26 protein-coding genes are annotated in these 20,294 nt (G+C 71.6%); 11 read left to right on the top strand and 15 right to left on the bottom strand.

The annotated features are described in order from the left end of the window. Positions 1 to 48: 48 nt before the first annotated feature. From ACK99Q_RS08520 to mshB, 3 genes are read right to left on the bottom strand one after another with little or no spacing between them, the layout of a single operon-like run. Positions 49 to 1,749, bottom strand: a complete 1,701-nt coding sequence (locus tag ACK99Q_RS08520) for a VanW family protein (protein WP_410185707.1) — start codon at positions 1,747 to 1,749, stop codon at positions 49 to 51. Further along, positions 1,746 to 2,279 (bottom strand): flavin reductase family protein, encoded by a 534-nt coding sequence (locus tag ACK99Q_RS08515; RefSeq protein ID WP_410185706.1) that lies wholly within the window; start codon positions 2,277 to 2,279, stop codon positions 1,746 to 1,748. Before ACK99Q_RS08515 ends, ACK99Q_RS08520 begins: the two co-directional genes overlap by 4 nt. A 36-nt stretch (positions 2,280 to 2,315) precedes the next feature. Then, positions 2,316 to 3,221, bottom strand: a complete 906-nt coding sequence (gene mshB, locus ACK99Q_RS08510) for an N-acetyl-1-D-myo-inositol-2-amino-2-deoxy-alpha-D-glucopyranoside deacetylase (RefSeq protein WP_410185705.1) — start codon at positions 3,219 to 3,221, stop codon at positions 2,316 to 2,318. 52 nt (positions 3,222 to 3,273) lie between these two features. On the opposite strand from mshB, the gene ACK99Q_RS08505 reads away from it, so the two are divergent. Further along, positions 3,274 to 5,355, top strand: coding sequence for a prolyl oligopeptidase family serine peptidase (locus ACK99Q_RS08505; RefSeq protein WP_410185704.1), 2,082 nt, complete (start codon positions 3,274 to 3,276; stop codon positions 5,353 to 5,355). On the opposite strand, the gene ACK99Q_RS08500 is transcribed toward ACK99Q_RS08505, so the two are convergent. Further along, a complete protein-coding gene (locus ACK99Q_RS08500; protein WP_410185703.1) occupies positions 5,318 to 6,337 on the bottom strand; it encodes an alpha/beta hydrolase fold domain-containing protein in 1,020 nt (339 codons plus the stop codon). The genes ACK99Q_RS08505 and ACK99Q_RS08500 overlap by 38 nt on opposite strands. A gap of 230 nt (positions 6,338 to 6,567) precedes the next feature. Between ACK99Q_RS08500 and ACK99Q_RS08495 the strand changes: the two genes are divergently transcribed. Beyond that, complete coding sequence (locus ACK99Q_RS08495; RefSeq protein WP_410185702.1) at positions 6,568 to 7,218, top strand: TetR/AcrR family transcriptional regulator; 651 nt, start codon at positions 6,568 to 6,570, stop codon at positions 7,216 to 7,218. A gap of 3 nt (positions 7,219 to 7,221) precedes the next feature. Here ACK99Q_RS08495 and ACK99Q_RS08490 read toward each other — a convergent pair whose 3' ends face one another. The 3 genes from ACK99Q_RS08490 to ACK99Q_RS08480 form a co-directional block, all read right to left on the bottom strand. Then, positions 7,222 to 7,494: a hypothetical protein gene (locus ACK99Q_RS08490; RefSeq protein WP_410185701.1), complete on the bottom strand. Its 273-nt coding sequence runs from the start codon at positions 7,492 to 7,494 to the stop codon at positions 7,222 to 7,224. Next, entirely contained in the window at positions 7,487 to 8,377 is an 891-nt protein-coding gene (locus tag ACK99Q_RS08485) for a bile acid:sodium symporter family protein (protein ID WP_410185700.1), read from the bottom strand. Before ACK99Q_RS08485 ends, ACK99Q_RS08490 begins: the two co-directional genes overlap by 8 nt. A 65-nt stretch (positions 8,378 to 8,442) precedes the next feature. Then, positions 8,443 to 9,204: a phosphotransferase gene (locus ACK99Q_RS08480; protein WP_410185699.1), complete on the bottom strand. Its 762-nt coding sequence runs from the start codon at positions 9,202 to 9,204 to the stop codon at positions 8,443 to 8,445. Positions 9,205 to 9,213: 9 nt separating this feature from the next. Here ACK99Q_RS08480 and ACK99Q_RS08475 point away from each other — a divergent pair, with 9 nt between their 5' ends. Then, entirely contained in the window at positions 9,214 to 10,428 is a 1,215-nt protein-coding gene (locus tag ACK99Q_RS08475) for a YibE/F family protein (protein WP_410185698.1), read from the top strand. Here the strand turns inward: ACK99Q_RS08475 and ACK99Q_RS08470 are convergent. From ACK99Q_RS08470 to ACK99Q_RS08455, 4 genes are read right to left on the bottom strand one after another with little or no spacing between them, the layout of a single operon-like run. Beyond that, positions 10,406 to 11,272 (bottom strand): RimK family alpha-L-glutamate ligase, encoded by an 867-nt coding sequence (locus ACK99Q_RS08470; RefSeq protein WP_410185697.1) that lies wholly within the window; start codon positions 11,270 to 11,272, stop codon positions 10,406 to 10,408. The genes ACK99Q_RS08475 and ACK99Q_RS08470 overlap by 23 nt on opposite strands. Further along, positions 11,273 to 11,482 carry a DUF4287 domain-containing protein gene (locus tag ACK99Q_RS08465; protein ID WP_179423350.1) on the bottom strand — a complete coding sequence of 70 codons (210 nt, stop codon included), beginning with the start codon at positions 11,480 to 11,482 and terminating at the stop codon, positions 11,273 to 11,275. It lies immediately after the preceding gene. 13 nt (positions 11,483 to 11,495) lie between these two features. Next, entirely contained in the window at positions 11,496 to 11,699 is a 204-nt protein-coding gene (locus ACK99Q_RS08460) for a hypothetical protein (RefSeq protein WP_410185696.1), read from the bottom strand. Continuing rightward, positions 11,696 to 12,010, bottom strand: coding sequence for a YchJ family protein (locus ACK99Q_RS08455; protein WP_410185695.1), 315 nt, complete (start codon positions 12,008 to 12,010; stop codon positions 11,696 to 11,698). The genes ACK99Q_RS08460 and ACK99Q_RS08455 overlap by 4 nt, the downstream gene beginning before the upstream one ends. A 30-nt stretch (positions 12,011 to 12,040) precedes the next feature. On the opposite strand from ACK99Q_RS08455, the gene ACK99Q_RS08450 reads away from it, so the two are divergent. After that, a complete protein-coding gene (locus ACK99Q_RS08450; RefSeq protein WP_410185694.1) occupies positions 12,041 to 12,376 on the top strand; it encodes a YnfA family protein in 336 nt (111 codons plus the stop codon). A 72-nt stretch (positions 12,377 to 12,448) separates the two neighbouring features. Here ACK99Q_RS08450 and ACK99Q_RS08445 read toward each other — a convergent pair whose 3' ends face one another. Further along, entirely contained in the window at positions 12,449 to 13,048 is a 600-nt protein-coding gene (locus tag ACK99Q_RS08445) for a TetR/AcrR family transcriptional regulator (protein WP_410185693.1), read from the bottom strand. A gap of 80 nt (positions 13,049 to 13,128) precedes the next feature. Here ACK99Q_RS08445 and ACK99Q_RS08440 point away from each other — a divergent pair, with 80 nt between their 5' ends. Next, the gene (locus tag ACK99Q_RS08440; protein ID WP_410185692.1) at positions 13,129 to 14,619 is read left to right on the top strand and encodes a carotenoid oxygenase family protein; all 1,491 of its coding nucleotides are present in this window, start codon (positions 13,129 to 13,131) and stop codon (positions 14,617 to 14,619) included. Between the two features lie 2 nt (positions 14,620 to 14,621). Here the strand turns inward: ACK99Q_RS08440 and ACK99Q_RS08435 are convergent, their stop codons facing one another. After that, the gene (locus ACK99Q_RS08435) at positions 14,622 to 14,981 is read right to left on the bottom strand and encodes an SdpI family protein (protein WP_410185691.1); all 360 of its coding nucleotides are present in this window, start codon (positions 14,979 to 14,981) and stop codon (positions 14,622 to 14,624) included. 108 nt (positions 14,982 to 15,089) lie between these two features. On the opposite strand from ACK99Q_RS08435, the gene ACK99Q_RS08430 reads away from it, so the two are divergent. Further along, complete coding sequence (locus ACK99Q_RS08430; RefSeq protein ID WP_410185690.1) at positions 15,090 to 15,599, top strand: flavin reductase family protein; 510 nt, start codon at positions 15,090 to 15,092, stop codon at positions 15,597 to 15,599. Position 15,600: 1 nt separating this feature from the next. On the opposite strand, the gene ACK99Q_RS08425 is transcribed toward ACK99Q_RS08430, so the two are convergent. Next, entirely contained in the window at positions 15,601 to 15,993 is a 393-nt protein-coding gene (locus ACK99Q_RS08425) for an SRPBCC family protein (RefSeq protein WP_410185689.1), read from the bottom strand. Positions 15,994 to 16,064: 71 nt separating this feature from the next. On the opposite strand from ACK99Q_RS08425, the gene ACK99Q_RS08420 reads away from it, so the two are divergent. The 5 genes from ACK99Q_RS08420 to ACK99Q_RS08400 all read left to right on the top strand — a co-directional run bounded on the left by ACK99Q_RS08420 (position 16,065) and on the right by ACK99Q_RS08400 (position 18,985). Then, positions 16,065 to 16,406, top strand: coding sequence for a hypothetical protein (locus tag ACK99Q_RS08420; RefSeq protein WP_410185688.1), 342 nt, complete (start codon positions 16,065 to 16,067; stop codon positions 16,404 to 16,406). Positions 16,407 to 16,408: 2 nt separating this feature from the next. After that, positions 16,409 to 16,756, top strand: coding sequence for a hypothetical protein (locus ACK99Q_RS08415; RefSeq protein WP_410185687.1), 348 nt, complete (start codon positions 16,409 to 16,411; stop codon positions 16,754 to 16,756). Between the two features lie 4 nt (positions 16,757 to 16,760). Further along, complete coding sequence (locus tag ACK99Q_RS08410) at positions 16,761 to 17,183, top strand: hypothetical protein (protein WP_410185686.1); 423 nt, start codon at positions 16,761 to 16,763, stop codon at positions 17,181 to 17,183. 286 nt (positions 17,184 to 17,469) lie between these two features. Continuing rightward, the gene (locus ACK99Q_RS08405) at positions 17,470 to 17,634 is read left to right on the top strand and encodes a hypothetical protein (protein WP_410185685.1); all 165 of its coding nucleotides are present in this window, start codon (positions 17,470 to 17,472) and stop codon (positions 17,632 to 17,634) included. Beyond that, positions 17,618 to 18,985, top strand: coding sequence for a glycosyltransferase family 2 protein (locus ACK99Q_RS08400; RefSeq protein ID WP_410185684.1), 1,368 nt, complete (start codon positions 17,618 to 17,620; stop codon positions 18,983 to 18,985). Before ACK99Q_RS08405 ends, ACK99Q_RS08400 begins: the two co-directional genes overlap by 17 nt. A 16-nt stretch (positions 18,986 to 19,001) precedes the next feature. Here ACK99Q_RS08400 and ACK99Q_RS08395 read toward each other — a convergent pair whose 3' ends face one another. Continuing rightward, positions 19,002 to 20,267 (bottom strand): nucleotide sugar dehydrogenase, encoded by a 1,266-nt coding sequence (locus ACK99Q_RS08395; protein ID WP_410185683.1) that lies wholly within the window; start codon positions 20,265 to 20,267, stop codon positions 19,002 to 19,004. Positions 20,268 to 20,294 lie beyond the last annotated feature (27 nt).

Here is a 20,294-nt window from a genome sequence, read left to right as displayed (position 1 = left end):
CGTGCAAACCGTTCCAGAAGTGGGAAGGGGGTCCGGCGCGGTCTGCCGTCAGTCGTCCTTCTCGGGCTTCTTGCCGCAGATGACGCGGTCGGCGGCCTGGTAGTAGGCCGTGTCCTTCTCGGTCTTGACCCGCTTGCCGCCCTGGTAGAAGTCGCGGTGGATGTCGATGTCGAAGCCCGTGACCGGAGCCTGGGAGACGCAGCGGTCGGTGTCGTCGTACTGCGTGCCCGGGTTGCGGAAGTTGTAGCGGTCGCTCGAGCGCGACTTCACGTCGTAGACCTTCGTGCCGTACATCTCGACGTTCATGCGACCCGAGGTGCCGGGCGAGCTCTTGTCGACCCAGGCCCGGATGACGACGCCCGTCTTGTAGGGGTTGCGGAAGCGCAGGTCGAGGCTGCCGTAGTAGATCGTCGCCTCGCGGCCCACCGGGTAGCGGTCGATGTAGAACGCGTGCGGGTGGTGCTCGACGTCGTCGAGGCCGCCGAAGAAGGCCGCGTTGTAGGCGGTGGTGGCCACCTGCGAGACGCCGCCGCCGAGCTCCTCGCGGAACACGCCGCCGTTGATGACGAAGCCCGACACGAAGCCGTTGGCCGCCGTCCGCTCGCCCACGATGTCGTTGAAGCTGAACGTCTCGCCCGGCTCGAGGATGACGCCGTCGATGCGGCGCGCGGCCTCCGCCTGGTTGGTGTTGCGGTAGTCCGCGTGCGGGTACTCGGTGGTGAAGGAGCTGATGCGCTCCTTGATGCCGAGCGCCTCGGCGTCCTTCGTCGTGAACTCGGGCTGGACCGCGCTGGCCTCGACCGTGATCGAGCGGGCGTCGCCCGTCTTGGTCAGCACCGGGACCAGCTGCGTCGCCATCGTCTTCGGGTCGAGGCCCACGCCGGCCTTGCTGGGCACGACGACCGCCTTGCCTCCCTCGAAGCGGAACGAGGCGTCCACGGCGCTGCGGCCGATGCCGGTGGTGGAGCTGGTGAGCGGCTTCGCGAGGTCCTTGGCGTCGATGACCGGGGTCATCGCCCCGTCCTTCACGACGACCGAGAGGGCCGGGGCGTACGCCGTGACCGGGAGGTCGATCGTGGCGTCGCCGACCTGGAGCGTGACCGGTGCCGCCACCGCGGGCCGCGCGATGTCGCGGATGGCCTGGCGCAGGCCGGCGCGGTCGACGGCGGGCGCCACGGCCTCGACCGGGACCTCGACGGGCTCGTCCTGCGTGAGCCACGCGTCCTGGATCGCCCCGGCGAACTCGTCCTGCGGGACCTCGTTGCCGGCCTTCGGGGCGCGCGCCTTCGGCTTCGCGTCGGGGAAGGTGATCTGGGCCTCGACGACCGGCTCGTCCACGGTCTCCGCGACGGAGGCCACCGCGGCGGCCAGCTTCGTCTCGTCGACGTCGAGCACGGGGTCGTGGTCGGAGCCACCGGCGACCAGGGCGATCATGTCGCGCGGGTCCCACGAGCGGCCGCCCGCGGCCCGCACGCTGGCGGGCACGTCGACCGCGAGCCCGGCCTGCGTGGGCTCGATCTCGAAGTCGCGACCGTCGAACGTGGCGTGGATCGGCTCCTTCGACCGCTCGGCGAGGCCCTGCTCCAGGGTCTCCTCGGCCTCGTCGGGGCTCTGTCCGCCGACGTCGACGCCGGCGATCGAGGTGTCGGCGGGCAGGCGCTGACCGGTGAGGACGTACCCCGCGACGTAGGCGAGGGCGAGCACGGACACGACGGCGCCCACGAGAATCAGCAGGCGACGGCGGCTCATGCGCCCCCTCGGTAGGCCGTCTTCTCGGACTCGGGCTGGCGGATGATCGTGCCGTAGTGCGAGCGGTAGTAGAGCAGCGGATCGTCGGTCTCGTCCTGGTACTGCGCCCAGGTCACGCGGCCGACGAGGATCAGGTGGTCGCCACCGTCGTGCTCGGCCTCGGTCTCGCACTCGAGCCAGGACAGCGCGTCGTCGAGCAGCGCGAGCCCGCCGGGGCTGCGGTGGTGCGGGATGTCGGCGAACTGCGTGTCCAGCGGGCGTCCGCGGTGGGCGAACCAGGCGGAGGCCTCACGGCCGTGCTCGGACAGGATCGACACGCCCCAGCGACGCGACTCACGGACGGCGTCGTGGAAGCGACTGCCCCGGTTGGAGCACACCAGCACGAGCGGCGGGATGAGCGAGACGGAGGTGAACGCGCTCGCGGTCATCGCGTGGTCGACACCCTCGTGCTGGGTGGACACGACGGTCACGCCACTGGCGAATCGCGACAGCGCACCCCGGAATGCGGCTTGATCGACGGACTTCTCCACCCGTCAAGCCTACGGGCTCCGGCCCAAGCAGCCCGATCAGTCCAGTCCGGCGAACAGGTCGTCCTCGAGCCCGGACTCCCCCACCGGCCCGCGCTCGCCCTTCGCGAGGCGGTAGTACTCGGTGCCCCACGTGATCGCCGCGAGGTCCATCCCCATCGCGAAGAACTCGCCGTCGGGGGTGATCTGGGTGGCGTGGGCTCGCATCGCGTCGAGCTTGGCCGCGACGTGCTCGGGCGTCGACGAGACGGCGGTGCTGAGGTCCTCGTCCTCGGAGAACATCGGCGGGAGGTGGTCGAGGTCGAACTGGAACGGCATCTCCTGGCCGGCCTCGGCCATCATCGCCGCGCCCTCGCGCAGCCGCGAGGCGGACTCGGCGGTCCAGTAGATCTTCGGCACGTCCCACGCGGGACCGAGGTCGCGGCGGTGCGACTCGACCGCGGCCAGCGCGGCCGCATAGGTCGAGACGCGGTGGGCCTGGATGTGGTCGGGGTGGCCGTAGTTGCCGAACTCGTCGTACGTCACGAGCACCTGCGGGCGGACCTCACGGATGATCGCGACGAGGTGGTTCGCGGCCTCGAGCAGGTCGGCGCGCCAGAACGCCCGCGGATCGATCTCCTCCATCGCGGCGGCGTTGCCGTTCTCGTCCCAGACCATGCCGGAGTCGCGGTAGGCACCGTCGCCGCCGAGCCGGCGGAAGTCGGTGACGCCCAAGTGGGCCATCGCGTCGGTGAGCTCGAGGAGCCGCTGGGGACCGAGACGATCCTCGTGCTCGGCCGCCAGGTGCGCGAGCTCGGGGACCAGCACCTCGCCGTGCTCGCCCAGCGTGCAGTTGACGAGCGTGACGTGGGCGCCCTCGGCGACGTACTTCGCCATCGTGAGTCCCGATTGGATCGACTCGTCGTCGGGGTGGGCGTGCACGAGGAGCAGTCGGCGGTCGGACATGGGTCCCAATGTAGGGGCCGACGGTGACAGACCGCCCTGACAGGATGGGGGCATGACGGAGTCCTACCCCCGGCTGGCCGCACGCACCCTGCGCTTCACGCTCGGCGTCCCTCGCAACCTCACCGTCTCGCCCGACGGCGGCACGGTGCGCTTCATCCGCACCCCCGACGGCGTCTCCCGCTCGGGCGGGCTGTGGGAGTACGACGTCGCCACGGGCGAGGAGTCGCTCCTGGTCGACCCGGTCGCCGTGCTGGGCGGCGCCGACGAGGACCTCTCCCCCGAGGAGCGCGCGCGCCGCGAGCGCAGCCGCGAGGGCGCCGGCGGCCTGGTGTCCTACGACGTCGACGAGACCGGTCGCTGGGCCTGCTTCGCGCTGTCCGGACGGCTCTTCGCCGTGCACCTGGGCGCCGACGCCGTGCGCGAGCTGCCCGCCGAGGGTGCCGTGATCGACCCGCGCCTCGATCCCACCGGCCGCCACGTCGCCTACGCGAACTCCGCCGGCGAGCTGCGCGTGGTCGACGTGGCCGGGCGCGAGGACCGCGCGCTGGTCACGCCCGCGACGCCCACCGAGGTGTGGGGCCGCGCCGAGTTCACGGCCGCCGAGGAGATGGACCGTCACCGCGGCTTCTGGTGGGCGCCGGATGGCCGCTCGCTGCTGGTCGAGCGCTACGACGACGCCGACGTCGAGGTGTGGCACGTGGCCGACCCCGCGCACCCCGACCGCCCCGCCGTCGAGCAGCGCTACCCCGCCGCGGGCACCGCGAACAGCGTGGTCACGCTCTGGCACGTGCCGCTCGAGGGCGGCGAGCCGGTCGAGATCGCGTGGGACCACGACACCTTCGAGTACCTCGCCCGCGTCGACTGGTCGCAGGGCTCCGACCCGCTCCTGCAGGTGCTCAGCCGCGACCAGCAGCGCAGCCTCGTGCTCGAGGCCGACCCGGCCACCGGCGCCACCCGCACCCTGCGCGAGCTCGCCGACGACGCCTGGGTCGAGCTGTCGGCCGGACCGCGACGCGACCCGCAGGGCCGCCTCGTCACGGTGGAGGACGTCGACGGCCGCCGTTGCGTGTGCGTCGACGGCGCTCCCGTCAGCGGCGACGCGTGGCAGGTGCGCTCGATCGTCGCGGTCGACGAGGACGGCGTGCTCGCCACGGCGTCCGACGAGCCCACCGAGGTCCACCTCGTGCGCTTCGCCGCCGGCCGCGACGCCGAGGTCCTCACCGAGGGCACCGCCGTGCACGGCGCGGTGGTTGGCGGCGGCACCACGGTCGTCGTGCGCACCGACCTCGACTCCACCGCCAGCACCTTCACCGTCCGCCGCGGCGACGCCACCGGCTCGATCCGCGTGCTGTCCGAGCCGGCGCCGCTCTCGCCGTCCGTCGAGCTGGTGCGCCTGGGCGAGCGCGAGCTGCGCGCCGCGGTGCTCTTCCCGCGCGACCACGTGCCCGGCTCGCAGCGGCTCCCCTTGCTGCTCGACCCGTACGGCGGCCCGGGCGCCCAGCGCGTGCTGGCGTCGGGCCGGATGTTCCTCAAGTCGCAGTGGATGGCCGACCAGGGCTTCTGCGTCGTCGTGTCCGACGGCCGCGGCACGCCCGGTCGCGGGTCGGAGTGGGACCGCGCGATCCACCACCGGTTCGCCGAGGTGACGCTGCAGGACCAGGTCGACACGGTCGCCGCGATCGCCGAGCGCTACCCCGACGACGTCGACACCGGTCGCGTCGGCATCACGGGCTGGTCGTACGGCGGCTACCTCGCGGCGCTCGCGGTGCTGCAGCGTCCCGACGTGTTCCACGCGGCCGTCGCCGGCGCGCCCGTCACGGAGTGGCGTCTCTACGACACCTGCTACACCGAGCGCTACCTCGGCCACCCCGCCGAGGTGCCCGAGGTCTACGACGCCAACTCACTGCTGCCGCTGGCGCCCCGGCTCGAGCGACCCCTCATGCTCATCCACGGGCTCGCGGACGACAACGTGGTCGCCGCGCACACGCTGCGGCTCTCGTCGGCCCTCCTCGCGGCGGGACGCCCCCACACGGTCCTGCCGTTGTCGGGGGTCACGCACATGACGCCTCAGGAGGAGGTCGCCGAGAACCTCGAGCTCATACAGATGGAGTTCCTGCGGCAGCAACTGGCCTGACCAGCCGCAGCCGGCGACCGCCGAGTCCGGCGACCGGGCGGTTGATCGGCACCACGTCGCCGTGGCCGCGCGGGGCCTCGACGAGCGAGGCCATCGCCTTGCCGAACTCCTCGGTGGCCTGGTCGGCCGCCTCGAGGCGTCCGGCCTGGAGGTGGAACGACTGCCACATGTCGGGGTACTCGCGGGCGATGACCCGCGGGCTGTCGGTGCGCAGCGTCACCTTCTGCAGGAACGCCTCGGCATCGGTGCGCAGCGGGTCGAGGCCGCTGTAGTGGACCACGATCGGCGGCAGGCCGTCGAACTCGCCGTGCAGCGGCGAGACGCTCGGGTCGAGCGGGTCGGCGCCGCCGAGGTAGGTGCGTGCCCAGCGGGTGGCCAGCGCGGGGGTGAACCAGGGGTCCGAGGCCGAGGGACGGGCCCGCTCGATGTCGGCGTTGAGGTCGAGCCAGGGGCTGATCATGCCGATCGCGCCCGGCATCGGCAGGCCGAGGTCGCGGATCTCCAGCGCCATGGCCAGGGCCAGGCCGGCACCGGCGTCGTCGCCGGCCAGCACGACGGTGCTGGGGTCGACGCCGTAGGCCGGGAGCGCCCGGTAGAGCGCGATCAGGGAGTCGAGCGCCGCCGGGTAGGGGCTCTCGGGGGCCAGCGGGTACTCGGGCAGCAGGACGTCCATGCCCGCGTGCATCGCGACGTGCGCCGCGAAGGCGCGGTAGGCGCGGGAGCTGCCGACGACGTGACCGCCGCCGTGCAGGTAGATCATCGTGGCGCGGCCGGTGGCCGGGCCGGTGTTCTCGACGGTGACGAACTGCACGGGCAGTCCGGCGATCACGTCGAAGTCGTAGATCGCGCCCTCGGGGGCGCGGGCAGCTCCGGCCATCGAGTCGGCCATGGTGCGCTTGGCGCCCAGGCTCACGCGGGTGGAGTGCATCACGGGCCGGGCCATCAACAGCCTGGTTCGCACGAGCGGCTTCGGAACGCTCATTTCTTCTCCTTCGCGAAGGCCGGGGCAGCATCCCGACCTAAGTAAGTAGGTATTGACTTCAAGCGAGTGACGCCAGATTAGGGCCGCCGTGACGGGATCTGCAATCGAATTCTTAGAATTTGTGATTCGCGTTACATTCGGACGCCCATCCAGTCACATGAGTCACACAAACCCCATGAGTTTCAGGACTTTTCCTGCATGTTGCCGAGGTGTGTCCTACCGTCTCTTCCGTGACCGGAGAACGCACACCCAAGCGGCGGATGTCCGCGGAGCGTCGACGGGCCCAGATCATCGAGTCGGCCCGTCGCGTCTTCGCGGAGAGCGGCTATGCCGCCACGCGCACGCGGGAGATCGCCGCGGAGGCCGGTGTCAACGAGGCGATGCTGTACCGGCACTTCCCCTCCAAGGAGGAGCTCTTCGAGGCCTCGGTGCTCGAGTCGATCGACGCGGCGATGGTCCGCGCCACCGAGAACGCCCGGGGCATCAGCCGCGACCTGGCCGGCTCCGCGAGCGACGTCGAGGACGGCATCCGCAAGTTCTTCACCGACCTGGCCGACCTCGCGGTCGACCTCGGTCCGCTCATCGGCGCGACCGGCTTCGGGCCGAACTCCCCCGTGCGCACCAAGCTCATCGAGCGCCTCGACGCGCTCTTCGAGGTGGCTACCGCCATCACCGTCAACGGCATCCCCGACCTCATGCGCGACGAGATCGACGTTCGGCTGGGACTGGAGGAGGTCTTTGGCGCGCTGTGGTTCTCGGCCGAGATGGCGCGCTGGACGGGCCGGCCGTTCGACCGCGAGACCGTCCTCGACCAGATGATGGTGACCGTCTTCAACGGCATCATCGAGCTGCCCGAGGACGAGGCCACGCAGACCGCCTGAGCCTCAGGCGCGCTTGAGCCGCCTCGGCGCCTCCGGCAGCGGCGGCGGGACCGATGCCGGCCCCTCGGGCGCCTCGACGAGCCAGCCCCCGGCCTCCTCGGCGCGCTGCGCGAGTCCCGGGAGCGACGCGTCGACCTCGACCAGCCAGGCGGCGTCCTCGAAGTCGTCCTCGCCGGCGAACTCGTCGCGGTGGAGGCGGCACGGGACGTCCTGCGCCCCGAGGGAGGCGACGAACGCGATCGCGTCGTCGCGCTCGTCGAAGTGCACGTCAGCCATGGTGCGACGATAGCGCCCGCGCCTTCGACCTCGGCAGGATCCACCGGGTGAGGACCAGGCCCCACAGCGCCGCCAGCACGAACATCACCAGGCCGTAGACCGCGGCGGGCACCGAGAGCTCCACGCTGTCGAGGACCTCGACCGCGACGTAGATCGCGAGCGTGGCGTTGTGGACGCCGATCTCGAACGAGCACGCCACCGCCTGCCGGTTGGTGACGCCCGCCCACGAGGGCACGACGAACCCGATGACCAGGCTGGCGATGCAGAAGATCGTGACCGCGAGGCCCACCGAGGCGGCGTAGTCGCCCACGTTGGACCGCTGGTCCACGACGATGCCGGCGATGATGACGAACAGCAGCACGGCCGAGCCGATCCGGACGGGCTTGTCCATCGCGTCGGCGAAGTCGGGCCGCTTGGCGCGCACGAGCATGCCCAGGCCCACGGGCACGAGGACGACGGCGAAGACCTCGATGACCTTGCCGTACTGGAGCGACACCTCGTCGCCGAGGTCGAAGTAGGCCATCGCGAGGTTGGTGACGATCGGCAGCGAGATGATCGCGATGACGGAGTTGATCGCCGTCAGCGTGATGTTCAGCGCGACATCGCCGCGGAACAGATGGCTGAAGAGGTTCGCGGTGCTGCCGCCGGGCGACGCGGCCAGCAGCATCATGCCGACGGCCAGCAGCGGCGGAAGGTCGAGCGCGAGCACGAGCCCGAAGCACACCACCGGCAGCAGCACGAGCTGGCACAGCAGCGCGATCGCGACCGCCTTCGGCGACTTGCGCACCCGCGCGAAGTCCGCGACGGTCAGCGACAGCCCCAGTCCGAACATGATGACCCCGAGGGCGATGGGCAGTCCCACGGTCGACAGCATCGAATCCATGGCCGACACCCTACGTGACACGTGTCACATTCCGGGGCGGTCCGACGAGGTCGGTCCCGGTGGGATCAGAGCGCGGCGCGGATCTCCGGCAGACGGGCCTCGAAGGCCGCCAGCCGGTCGCGCGTGCGCTGCGGCTCGCCCTTGCGCGCGAGGTTGAGCATGCCGGGGTCGCCACGCTCGATCCCCGCCGCGATCCGCTCGGTGGCGGTGGTCATACGGGCCACCACGGCGTCGAGCAGCGCCATCGGCCCCCACTCGGCGTACGCGTCCACGACCAGGTCGAGCCGGCGCACGACGTCCTCGAGCGGGATCTCGCGGTAGAGGGGGATCGCGGTCCAGCACAGGAACGCGAGATCGTCGATCCGCTCCCCCGGGCCGGCGAGGTCCCAGTCGATCATCGCGACGAAGTGCCCGCTCTGGATGATCCAGTTGTAGGCGCCGGGGTCGTTGTGGCAGATGATCTGGTCGCCGGTCAGCTCGACCTCGCCCGTCTGGCGCCACACGCGCGGGCCCTCGGGACGGAAGTCCTCGACGATGTCGTGGAAGTCGCGCAGCCAGCCGACCGCCTCGACCAGCACGGAGTCCAGCACGACCTCGTCGTCGACCGGCACGCCGCGGCCCTCGACGTACGAGACGATCTCGCGTCCGTCGTCGTCGAGCCCCGAGACGTGCGGGATGCCGCCCAGGCCCTCGTGCTCCAGCCACTGCAGCAGCTCGTGGACGGCGGGGGTCCAGGCGCCGGTCGGGCGGCGGACCGTGCGGCCCACCCGCCAGACACCGCCGGATCCACCGGGGAGGTGTTCGGGGATCTCTTCGCCTTCTGACACGCTGGCATCGTGACACACCACCACGCGATCCAGCCTCCCGAGGGACCGCCCCGACCCCGCCTCGCGTGGTCGCTGACCGCCGTCGTCCTCGTCGTCGCGCTCGTCGCGTTCGGCGCGGTCGCTGCGCTGTGGCCCGACAAGGCCGACGTCCCGCAGGGCGCCGACCCCTACGGCTCGGTCGCGATCCTGGACGCGACCGTCACCGAGGTGAACCCGTTCGACTGCCGCAGCACCGGCACCGGGCCCGACAACATCCCGATGGTCGAGGGCTCGTGCGCGAACGTCACCGCCGAGACCGAGCGCGGCACGTCCGCGGTGTTCACCCTCGACCCCACGCGCTACGTCGGCGGCGCCGTCGAGGTCGGCGACAACATCCGCCTGATCGAGGTCCAGCCCAAGGGCCAGCCGGCCTCCTACGAGTTCTACGACCACCAGCGCGGGCCGCAGCTGCTGATCCTCGCCGTCGTGTTCGCGATCCTCGTCGCCGTGGTGGGGCGCTGGCGCGGCCTGTTCGCACTGCTGGGCATCGGCATCACGCTGCTCGTGCTGCTGCGCTTCGTCCTGCCCGCCCTGCTGGCCGACCAGCCACCGATCGCGGTCGCGGTGGCGGGGTCGACCGTGATCATGCTGGCCGTGCTCTACCTCGCGCACGGCGTCTCGATCCGCACCACCGCCGCCCTGTTCGGCACCCTGTTCGGCATCGGGTTCACGGCCCTCGTGGGGGCGATGTCCACCGACTGGGCGCACCTGACGGGCGTGGGCTCCGAGGACGACCACCTGCTGCTGGCCACCGCCCCGGCGATGAGCCTGGCGGGCGTGGTGGCGGCGTCGATGGTCATCGCCGGCCTCGGCGTCCTGAACGACGTCACCGTCACCCAGGCCAGCGCGGTCTGGGAGATGCGCGCCCTCAAGCCCACCGCGGGCCGTGCCGAGCTGTTCGGCTCGGCGATGCGGATCGGCCGCGACCACATCGCCTCGAGCGTCTACACCCTCGTGTTCGCCTACGCGGGCACGGCGATGACGACGCTGCTGCTGATCTCGGCCTACCAGCGACCCCTGCTGGAGGTGGCCGTCACCGAGGGCATCGCGCAGGAGATCGTGCGGACGCTCGTGGGCGCGATCGGCCTCGTGCTGGCCGTGCCGATCACGACCGCGATCGCGGTGTGGCTGGCCCCCGAGAGGCTGCGTCCCGAGGACGTCGTCACCGGGTCGCGCGCGCTCTGACCGCGTCGGCGAGGCGCTCGGCCGCGCCCTCGGCGAGGTCGAGGTACAGGCACGGCTCGACGGCCTCGATCTCCATGACGACCGGGCCCGACGGGCCGGGCACCATGTCGACGCGCACGTAGAGCGGCACGCCGAAGCGCGCGGCCAGCTCGCCGTGGGCGGCGTGCGCGAGGTCGAGGAACTCCGGGGACGCCTCGCCCGAGGTGACCAGGTCCTCGTCGTGCATGATCGCGGCCTCGGAGGCCGGGTCATCGGGGTCGAGCAGCTCGGGCGTGCCCTGCTCGCGCAGGACCGGCTTCTTGTGCAGGACGTGCGAGACCTCGCCGTCGAGGAAGACCACCGCGGTCTCGCCCGCGGCGTCGACGCCCTCGACGTAGGGCTGCACCATCGCGACGCGACCCGAGGCGTTGATCTGGGCGATCAGCGCGCGCGCCTCGTCGTGGTGGTCGGGGTCGAACCGGCCGGTGTCGCGGCCACCGGCGGAGACCGTGGGCTTCACGACGACCTCGCCGCGCAGCTGGGGCGCCTCGGCGCCGGGCACGACGTACGCGGTGGGAACCGTGGGCACGCCGAGCGCGCCCAGGTAGGCCTTGTCGGAGTTGAAGGCGATGAGGTCGGGCGCGTTGGAGACCCGCTCCCCCAGCGACCGCACCCACGCCACGAACGCCTCGCGCTGGATCGTGTAGTCCCACGCCGAGCGGATCACGACGTGGTCGTACACCGACCAGTCGACCTCGGGGTCGTTCCAGACGACGAAGTCCGCGCCGAGCAGGCGGGCGGCGGCGTGGTCGTCCTCGAAGCCGTCGGCGAGCTTGGTGCAGGTGGCGAAGGCGATGCGAGCCATTCAGAGTCCCTTCCGCTGGCGGAACACCGCGACGAGCGCATTGGCGTGTCCGTGGCCGAAGCCGTGCTGGTCCTTGAGGAACGCGACCTGCTCCATGTGCTTCGCGGTCGCGACCGACTCCAGCTCGCTCATCCAGTGCTCGATCGGCTCGCCGTACTTCTTCTCGATCGCCGGGAAGTACGAGGCGGGGCCCTTCACGCTCTCCGTCATGGTGCGAGCGTAGTCAGTCCCCCGGACGGAAGCGCAGGCCTCGGTCGGACAGCGCCTCGCGGAGCAGCCGGACGGCCTTGGGGCCCACGCCGTGAAGCGCGAGGACCTCCCGCTCGGAGCGCTCGGCCACCTGCGCGAGCGTCGTGATGCCGACGGCGTGGAGCGCCCCCGTCGCCGGTCTGCCGATCGACGTCGGGAGGTCTCCGGCGGGGCTCATCGCACGTCTCCGTCCACGTAGTACCAACGCCCACCCTCGCGGACGAAGTGCGACCGCTCGTGCAGGATGCCGAGCTCGCCGTCGACCAGGTAGGTGGCGCGGAACTCGACCACGCCCGTCGTGTCGTCGGGTCCGCCGGCCTGCGTGTCGACGATCTGCAGGCCGCGCCAGCGCGGGTTGTCCGCGAGGTCGAGGTCGCCCGGGCGGGTCGAGTCGTGCCACGTCGCGAGCAGCCAGTCGCGGTCGCCGCGCCGGAACGCGTCGAAGCGCGAGCGCATGAGTGCCTCGGCGGTCTGGGGCTGGTCGGTCACGGGTCCAGCCTGACACGGCATGATCGCGCCATGGACGTCATGCGCTCGATCGCCCTGTTCGCCGTGGCCGCCGTCGCCGAGATCGGCGGCGCGTGGCTGATCTGGCAGGGCGTGCGCGAGCACCGCGGCGTGATGTGGATGGGCCTGGGCGTCGTCGCGCTCGGCCTCTACGGGTTCGTCGCCACGCTCCAGCCCGACGCGAACTTCGGGCGCATCCTGGCGGCCTACGGCGGCGTGTTCGTGGCCGGCTCGCTGGCCTGGGGCATGCTCCTCGACGGCTTCCGCCCCGACCGCTGGGACGTCGCCGGCGCGGCGATCTGCCTCGTCGGCGTCGCCGTCATCATGTACGCCCCGCGCAGCGCCTGAGGCCCGCCTCCGGGGACGAACGATGAGGCCTTTCGCCCCGCTCCGGTACCCGAATGCCTCATCGTTCGTCGGTCAGGCTGCGAGCGAGCGGAGCAGGTTCGCCATGAGCTGCCACAGCACGTCGTACTCGGGGTCCCTCACCACCTGGTCCATCCCCGCGAGCTCCAGCATCATGTAGCCGTGGAGCGCACTCCACCACTGCGCCGCCACCGCCTTCGGGTCGTCCCGACGGAGCCTCCCGGCGTCCATGGCCCGCTCCACCAGGGTCACCAGCTGCCGGAAGGCCGCGTAGGCGACGTCGGGGTCGGCCCCCTGGGCACCCAGACCTCGCACGCTGGTCGCCCCGAACATCACGGCGTACAGGTGGGGGTTCTGGAGGGCGTTCTCGCGGTAGGCGGCCGCGGTCGCCAGCAGGTCGGCTGCCGGGTCGTCCGTCCTCTCGACGGCGTCCACCCGGTCGATCAGGCGACGGAAACCCTCGGTGGCGACGGCGTCGACGACCTTTCCCATGCTGCCGAAGTGCGTGTAGACCGCCATCGTCGAGGTGCCGGCGCCCGTGGCGAGCCGCCGCGCTGAGAGTGCCAACGGGCCCTGCTCGTCGAGGATGCGCGCCGCCTCCTCCAGCAGCTGGCGGCGGACGTCGGGTCCGTCGGCGGTGATCTCCGAGCTCATGCTGGACAGCCTGCCATAACGGCGTTATGGTCGAGCGATAACAGCGTTATGCGGCTCGGGCGCATGTCTGAGGAGACGCCATGACCCACACCATCGACCCCATCACCAGCTCGACGAACCGGTACCTGCGCGACAACTTCGCGCTGGTCCGCGAAGAGCTCACGGCGACCGACCTGGCCGTCACCGGGCGACTGCCCGACCACCTCGACGGCCGCTACCTGCGCATCGGCCCCAACCCGCTCGACGACCCGGGCGACCAGCACCACTGGTTCCTCGGCGAGGGCATGGTGCACGGCGTGCGGATCCGCGACGGGCACGCCGAGTGGTACCGGAACCGCTGGGTGCGCTCGGCCGACGTCGCGGACGCCCTCGGCGAGCCGCAGCGCGGCACCCCCGGCGAGCTCGACTTCGCCGCCAACACCAACGTGCTGGAGCACCACGGCCGCACCCTCGCCCTCGTCGAGGCGGGCGCGCCGCCCTACGAGCTGACCCACGACCTCGACACGGTCGGACCGTGCGACTTCGGCGGCACCCTGCCGAGCCTGCCCGGTCGACCCGGCTACGCGGCGCACCCGCACCGCGACCCCGACACCGGAGAGCTGCACGCCCTGTCCTACAGCTGGATGCGCGGCAACCGCGTGGCCTACTCGGTGCTCGGCAACGACGGCCGGATCCGGCGCAGCGTCGACATCGAGGTGCACGGCAGCCCGATGATGCACGACTTCGCCCTCACCGAGCGGCACGTCGTGATCCTCGACCTGCCCGTCACGTTCGACATCTCGATGGCCACCGCCGACGTGCCGCGCCTCATGAGGCCGCTCGTCCGCGGCGTCCTCAACCGCGTGATCGGGCGCAATCCGCTGCCGGAGCCCGTGATCGCCCGCATCGCGCGCGGCGGGAGCGACGAGCCCTCGCTCCCCTACCGCTGGAATCCTGACTACCCGGCGCGGATCGGGATCATGCCGCGCGACGGCGACGGCGGTTCAGTCCGCTGGTTCGAGATCGCGCCCTGCTACGTCTTCCACACCCACAACGCCTACGACGACGGCGACACCGTGGTCGTGGACGTGATCCGGCACCCGCGGATGTTCGCGACCGTGCTGAACGGTCCCGACGAGGGCCCGGCGGTCCTGACGCGGTTCACGCTCGACCTCCGGACGGGACGCGCCCAGGAGAGCGGCATCGACCAGCGCTCGCAGGAGTTCCCGCGGCACGACGAGCGCCTGACGGGGCGTCGGCACCGCTACGGCTGGGCGGTGGGCTTCGAGGACGGCGTCCCGGGCGACACGGTCCTGCGCCACGACCTCGACACCGGCTCCACCGACGCGCGCCGGCTGGGCGCCGGGATGGAGGCGAGCGAGTTCTGCTTCGTGCCCGACCCCGACGGCACGGCCGAGGACGACGGCGTGCTGATGGGCTACGTCCACGACCGCGCCGAGGGCCGGAGCCAGCTGCGGCTGCTCGACGCGGCGACGCTCGAGGACGTCGCGACGGTGCACCTGCCGGGGCGGGTGCCCGCGGGCTTCCACGGCAACTGGGCGCCGGAGGGGACGGACCTCGCCGACGTGTGACCTCAGTCGTCGAGGGCGCGGGCGGCCCGTCCACCGACGACGGCGCCGTGAATGACCAGGACGAGCATGGCGGCGGCGCCGAGCATGACGGCGACGAACATGGCGGTCTCGGAGACCGGCGTGAGCATCACGACGGCGACCAGGAGCGATGCGGCACCGGCGGCCTGCGTGGGGCGCTCGGCGCGCTGGTGGGCGGCGAGCCAGGCCTCGTCGCTGGCCATCGTGCTGGGCGTGCGGATGCCCGCGAGCGCGTTGCGACGCAGGCGGCCCGATGCCGCGGCGCGCGCCATCCAGATCAGCAGGACCCCCGCGCCCGCCATGACGACGAACAGCACGAGGCGCGCGATCAGCAGCTCGGACACCCGTCCACCGTAGGGGACGAACGATGAGGCCCTTCGCCCCGCTCGGGTACCCGAACGCCTCATCATTCGTCCCCTGCGGAGCACGGCCGACGGACGTAGGGTGCTGGCGTGAGCGACGAGACCTTCGAGTCCCTGATGACGTCCGTCGATCCGCCCCTCGTGGTGGTGACGACCGCGGCGGAGGACGAGCGCGCGGGCTGCCTCGTCGGCTTCCACTCCCAGTCGAGCATCGACAGCGGGCACTACAGCGTCTGGCTGTCGAAGGCGAACCACACGTACCGCACGGGCCTGCGAGCCACGCACTTCGCCGTGCACTTCCTGACCGACCGGGACCACGGCCTCGCCGAGCGGTTCGGCACCACGTGCAGCGCCGAGACCGACAAGTTCGCCGGCCTCGACGTCGACACCGACACGCACGGGACGCCGCTGCTGCGCGACTGCCCGAACCGGCTGCTGCTCGAGCGGATCGCGGTGCTCGACGACGGCGGCGACCATGTCTGCCTGACCATGCGCGTGCTCTCGGCGCACAGCGGTGGGCCCTTCACGCCGCTGCGCGTCTCGGACGCGGACGACCTCGAGCCCGGGCACCCGGCCGAGGCGCGCGCCGTCTCGCCCTGAGTCAGCCCTCGAGCTGGCCGGCCAGCGTGGCGAGGTCCGCCTCCACCTGGCGGCAGTCGCGCTCGAAGTCCTCGTCGGACAAGTCGAGCTGCCGCACGGTCATGAGGATCTCGGCGCCCTCCGGGTGCGCGAACACGCGGAACGGGTTGGTGACGACGTCGCCGTTCGGCAGCGTGACGTCGTGGTCGAGCACGCCCAAGTCGTTGCGCGGGACGAAGCGCACCGACACCTCGCCCATCGGCGACTGCACCCGCAGGACGTCGCCCTGCACCTCGATGTCCTCGGCCTGCGCGAGACCCGCGGCCCAGCGCGGCAGGTGCGCGGGGTCGGCGGCGAAGTCGTAGACCTCCTGGGGCGAAGCGGCGATGACGCGGCTCACGTGACGGGACTCCATGGCTCGCAGCATGCCACCGGACACCGTCGGAAACACCCCCGCGCGTCGGCGACCGGCTCTAGCCTTGCGCCATGGAGAGCCTTGCGGAGTGGTGGATCATCCTGGGCTGGGCGCTCGCAGCCCTCATCGCCCCGGGGGCGATCACGCTGGCGCTCGCCCTGAAGCCCAGCCGCAGGCTCCGGAGCGCCACGGTCGCGGTCGGGCTCGTCACCTTCCTGCTGTGGCTCGCGCAGTTCGTGGTCTGGACCAAGGCCTTCGACATGCCGATCCCCGGCGAGACCGTGCCCAACGAGCTCTTCCCGGTCCACGATGCACTCACACACGCGAGCGCGGCCGCGTGCGCAGTCCTGATCCCCCTCGCCGTGGCCGTCGTGGCGACCGGTCGACCCGCGCGACAGCTCGTACGGTCCTAGCCATGGAGAGCCTTGCGGAGTGGTGGATCATCCTGGGCTGGGGGCTCGCAGCCCTCATCGCCCCGACCATCGCCGCCCTGGCGGGGCTGCTCAGACCGAGCCGTCGACTCCGGAGGACCACGGAGGTCATCGCCCTCGTCACCTGGCTGCTGTGGCTCGCGCAGTACGTCGTGTGGGCCAACGCCCATGACTTTCCGATGTCCGGCGACCCCGTCCCGAACGAGCTCTATCCGGTCCACGAGGCGCTCGCGCACGCGAGCGCGGCCGGGTGCGTCGTCCTGATCCCCTTCGCCGTGGCCGTCGTCGTGACCGGTCGGCCCGCGCGACAGCCCGTCCGGGAAGAGAACTGAGCTCGTGGGCACCCGGAGCGTCGCCGAGAAGATGGGCGTGCGGCCCGACTGGACCGCGCACTTCGTGCACGCGCCCGACGGCGTCCCGGAGTCCATGGGGCTCCCCGACCTCCGCATGGTGCCGCTGCGAGGCGAGATCGACTACCTCCACCTCTTCGTCGTCACGCAGGACCAGATGCGGGCCGAGTTCCCCCGCCTCGTGCCGCACGTCGCACCGCAGGGCAAGCTCTGGCTCTCGTGGCCGAAGGGGCGTGGCCTGGGCTCCGACCTGACCCTCCCGAAGGTCATCGAGATCGGCTACGACTGCGGCCTCGTGGAGAGCACGTGCCTGTCGGTCGACGCCACGTGGAGCGGGCTGCGGTTCACGCGCCCGAAGGAAGGGACGCGCTACCGCAACAGCTTCGGCACCCTGCCGAGCCAGAGCTGAGCGTCAGGTCCACAGCTCCCGCAGCGCCACGGCCGCCTGCACGACGTCGATGCCGACGCCGACCAGCCACCACGGGGTGAAGGTCACGCGCAGGGCCGAAGACCTCGGCATCCCGCGAGGTTCGGCCCGTTCGGTGAAGGTCGCCCGGTCATCTCCGGTGCCGTCGTGTCCCCCACGTCTCCCTTGTCACCGCCGAGTCCCGGGCGCATGATGGTGGCAACGCGAGCTGCCGCGGCGCCGTCCAAGCCCGGCCGACGACTCGCGATCGGGGCCGGAGGTCACGGAGATGAACGGATATCAGAGCTTGTCGGCGACCGGTGCCACGTTGCCGGCGGCGGGACTCCTCTTCGACTCGACGCGCCTGCTCGCCGTGGCCGCCGTTCTCGTGCTGATGGGGGTCCTCCTGGTGCGTTACAGCTGGCGACGCGGCAAGGATGTCGGCTCAGCATGAGCTGAGGGCGATCCGGTCGGGGCGGCTCCTCCCGTTGCTGACCGCGCTCATCCTCACGGCGCTGCTGGTTCGGCTGCTCCAGCACCTCGCCCATGCCACCGGCTGGATCGAGTCCGACAGCGCCACCTACTGGCCGATCTTCGCGGGCCTGTTCGCGCTGCTGACCCTGCAGCTCGTCCTGGCGTCTCTGGATCGGCCGGCCCGGACGACCTCCGAGGAGCAGTCGCGGCTCGACGCGATGTCGGTCGCCGTGCTCGTTCCCGCCTACAACGAGGACCCCGTCGCCCTGGAGGCGTGTCTGGCCGGACTGCTGCACCAGAGCCGTCCACCCCAGACGATCTGCGTCGTCGACGACGGGTCGAGCGTCGACTACGCCGAGGCGCGGCGGCGATTCGAGATCCTCGCCGAACGAATGGGCATCGAGCACCGGTGGATCAAACAGGACAACGCCGGGAAGCGCCACGCACAGGCTGCGGCCATCACCTTCTGCCCCGAGGCAGACGTCTTCGTGACGGTCGACTCCGACAGCGTGTGCGACCGCCGCGCGATCGAGGAGGCGCTCAAGCCGCTCAAGGACGAGGACGTGCACGCGGTCGCCGGAATTCTCGTCGCGGCGAACGCGCGGACGAACCTGCTGACCCGGATGCTCGATCTCACGTGGACCACGTGGCAGTGCTCCGAGCGGTCCGCACTGTCCTCCTTGGGCTCGGTGATCATCAACTCCGGTGGATTCGCGCTGTACCGCGCCGACGTGGTGCGCGAGAATCTCGAGAGCTACCTCAACGAGACGTTCCTCGGCCGCCCGGTGAGGTACTCCGACGACTCCCAGCTGACGCTCTACGCGCTCGTCGGCGGCCGCACGGTGCAGCAGTCCACGGCCTTCTGCTTCACGCTGGTGCCCGAGCGCGTCCACCATCACCTCCGACAGCAGCTGCGGTGGATGCGCGGCTCGGCAATCCGCTCGGTGTGGCGCGTCCGGTACCTCCCGATGACGGCGGTGGCGTTCTGGTTCCAGGTGCTGCTGTGGGCACGGATCGTCCTGGCGCCGCTCCTGCTGGTGGCACTGATCGCCAACCCCCAGACGCGCGGTGCCCTCTTTCCCTGGATGCTGCTGATCCCGGTGCTCATGGGCTACATCCAAGGACTCCGGTACTTCTGCGTGCAGACGAGCAACCTCCCGCCGGGCCAGCGCCTGGCGGGGTACGCGCTGCTCGTTCCCGTCTCGGTGACGTGGTCGTACACGGTGCTCTCGGTGGTCCGGTGGTACGGGATGGCCACCTGCTGGCGCAACCAGTGGGGCACGCGCAGCACCGTGGAGGTCACCGGCGTCACCCCGGCGACGGGCACGTGACCACGCAGGTCCGACGTCAGATGACGTCGACGCCGGGTCTGCCCCGCAGCGCCCCGCGGGTGTCCAGCAGGAGTCCCGCAGCGACGCGGAGACGCTCCAGGTCGTATTCACGATGGTCCTGCAGCAGGATCGTCAGGTCCGCCTCGCGGGCCGCCCCGTAAGGGTCGTCCACGCGTGCGGGAGCCGGGGCGTCGACATCGGGACGCCAGTCGTGAACGTGGGGGTCATGGAAGGACACGCAGGCGCCCCAGGCCCCGAGGGTCCGCGCGACCGGTTCCGCGGCACTGCATCGCGTGTCCCCCACCCCGGGCTTGTAGGACGCTCCGAGCAGGAGGACGCGAGCGCCGTCCACCGGCCGGCCCTCGCCCGCGAGGGCGTCCCGCGCGCGACGCGCGACGTACTGCGGGGCCTGGCGGTTCGCCTCGAGCGCGGTCTCGACCATGCGCAGGGGAACGCCCAGAGTCCCCCGCACGTGTTCGGACAGGTAGACCGGGTCGACGGGGATGCAGTGACCGCCGGCACCCGGGCCCGGCCGGAACTCCATGAACCCGCGGGGCTTCGAGGACGCGCAGTCGACGGCGTCCCACAGGTCGATCCCGAGATCGTGGCAGGCGGGCAGCAGCTCGTTGACGAGAGCGACATTGACCAGCCGGAACGTGTTCTCGAGCAGCTTGCTCATCTCGGCCTCGGCCGCGCCGGCCGCCACGACGACGCGGTCCGAGAAGGTCTCCAGGAAGGCCGAGGCGCGCCCTGCGCACGAAGGAGTGATGCCACCGACGACGCGGGGCGTTCGGGCGATCGCGAGCGTCGGCTCACCGGGCGACCCTCGCTCGGGCGAGACAGCGACCCAGACGTCCTCGCCCACTGTGAGCCCCCGACCGACGACCGCAGGGAGGATCACCTCCCGGGTCGTCCCGGGCCAGCTCGTGCTGACCAGGACCACCAAGGTCCCCGCGGTGATCCACTCGCCCACGGCGCGGGCCGCGCCCTCCACGGCGTTCAGGTCCGGGAGCCCGTCCCGGCCGAGACCGGTCGGGACGCAGATCAGGACGACCTCGCAGTTCGCGAGCGCATCGGGCTGCGTGGTGGCGGTGAACGACGCGGCGAGGGCGTCCTGGACGTCCTCGTCCCGGACGCCGTCGACCGGCGAGATGCCGGCAAGGACCGTGCCCACACGCTCCGCGTCGATGTCGACGCCGGTGACGTGGTGACCGGCCTTGGCCATCGTCAGCGCCAGCGGCATCCCGACGTAGCCCAGCCCCATCACGACGACTACGGCCATGTCCCCCCCCCCGCTGTCACGACTGAG

Origin of the sequence: Aeromicrobium sp. MLTX1 (genome assembly GCF_046452335.1) — a bacterium.
Classification (GTDB): Bacteria; Actinomycetota; Actinomycetes; order Propionibacteriales; family Nocardioidaceae; genus Aeromicrobium.
This window is presented reverse-complemented; position numbering and strand designations above follow the sequence as displayed.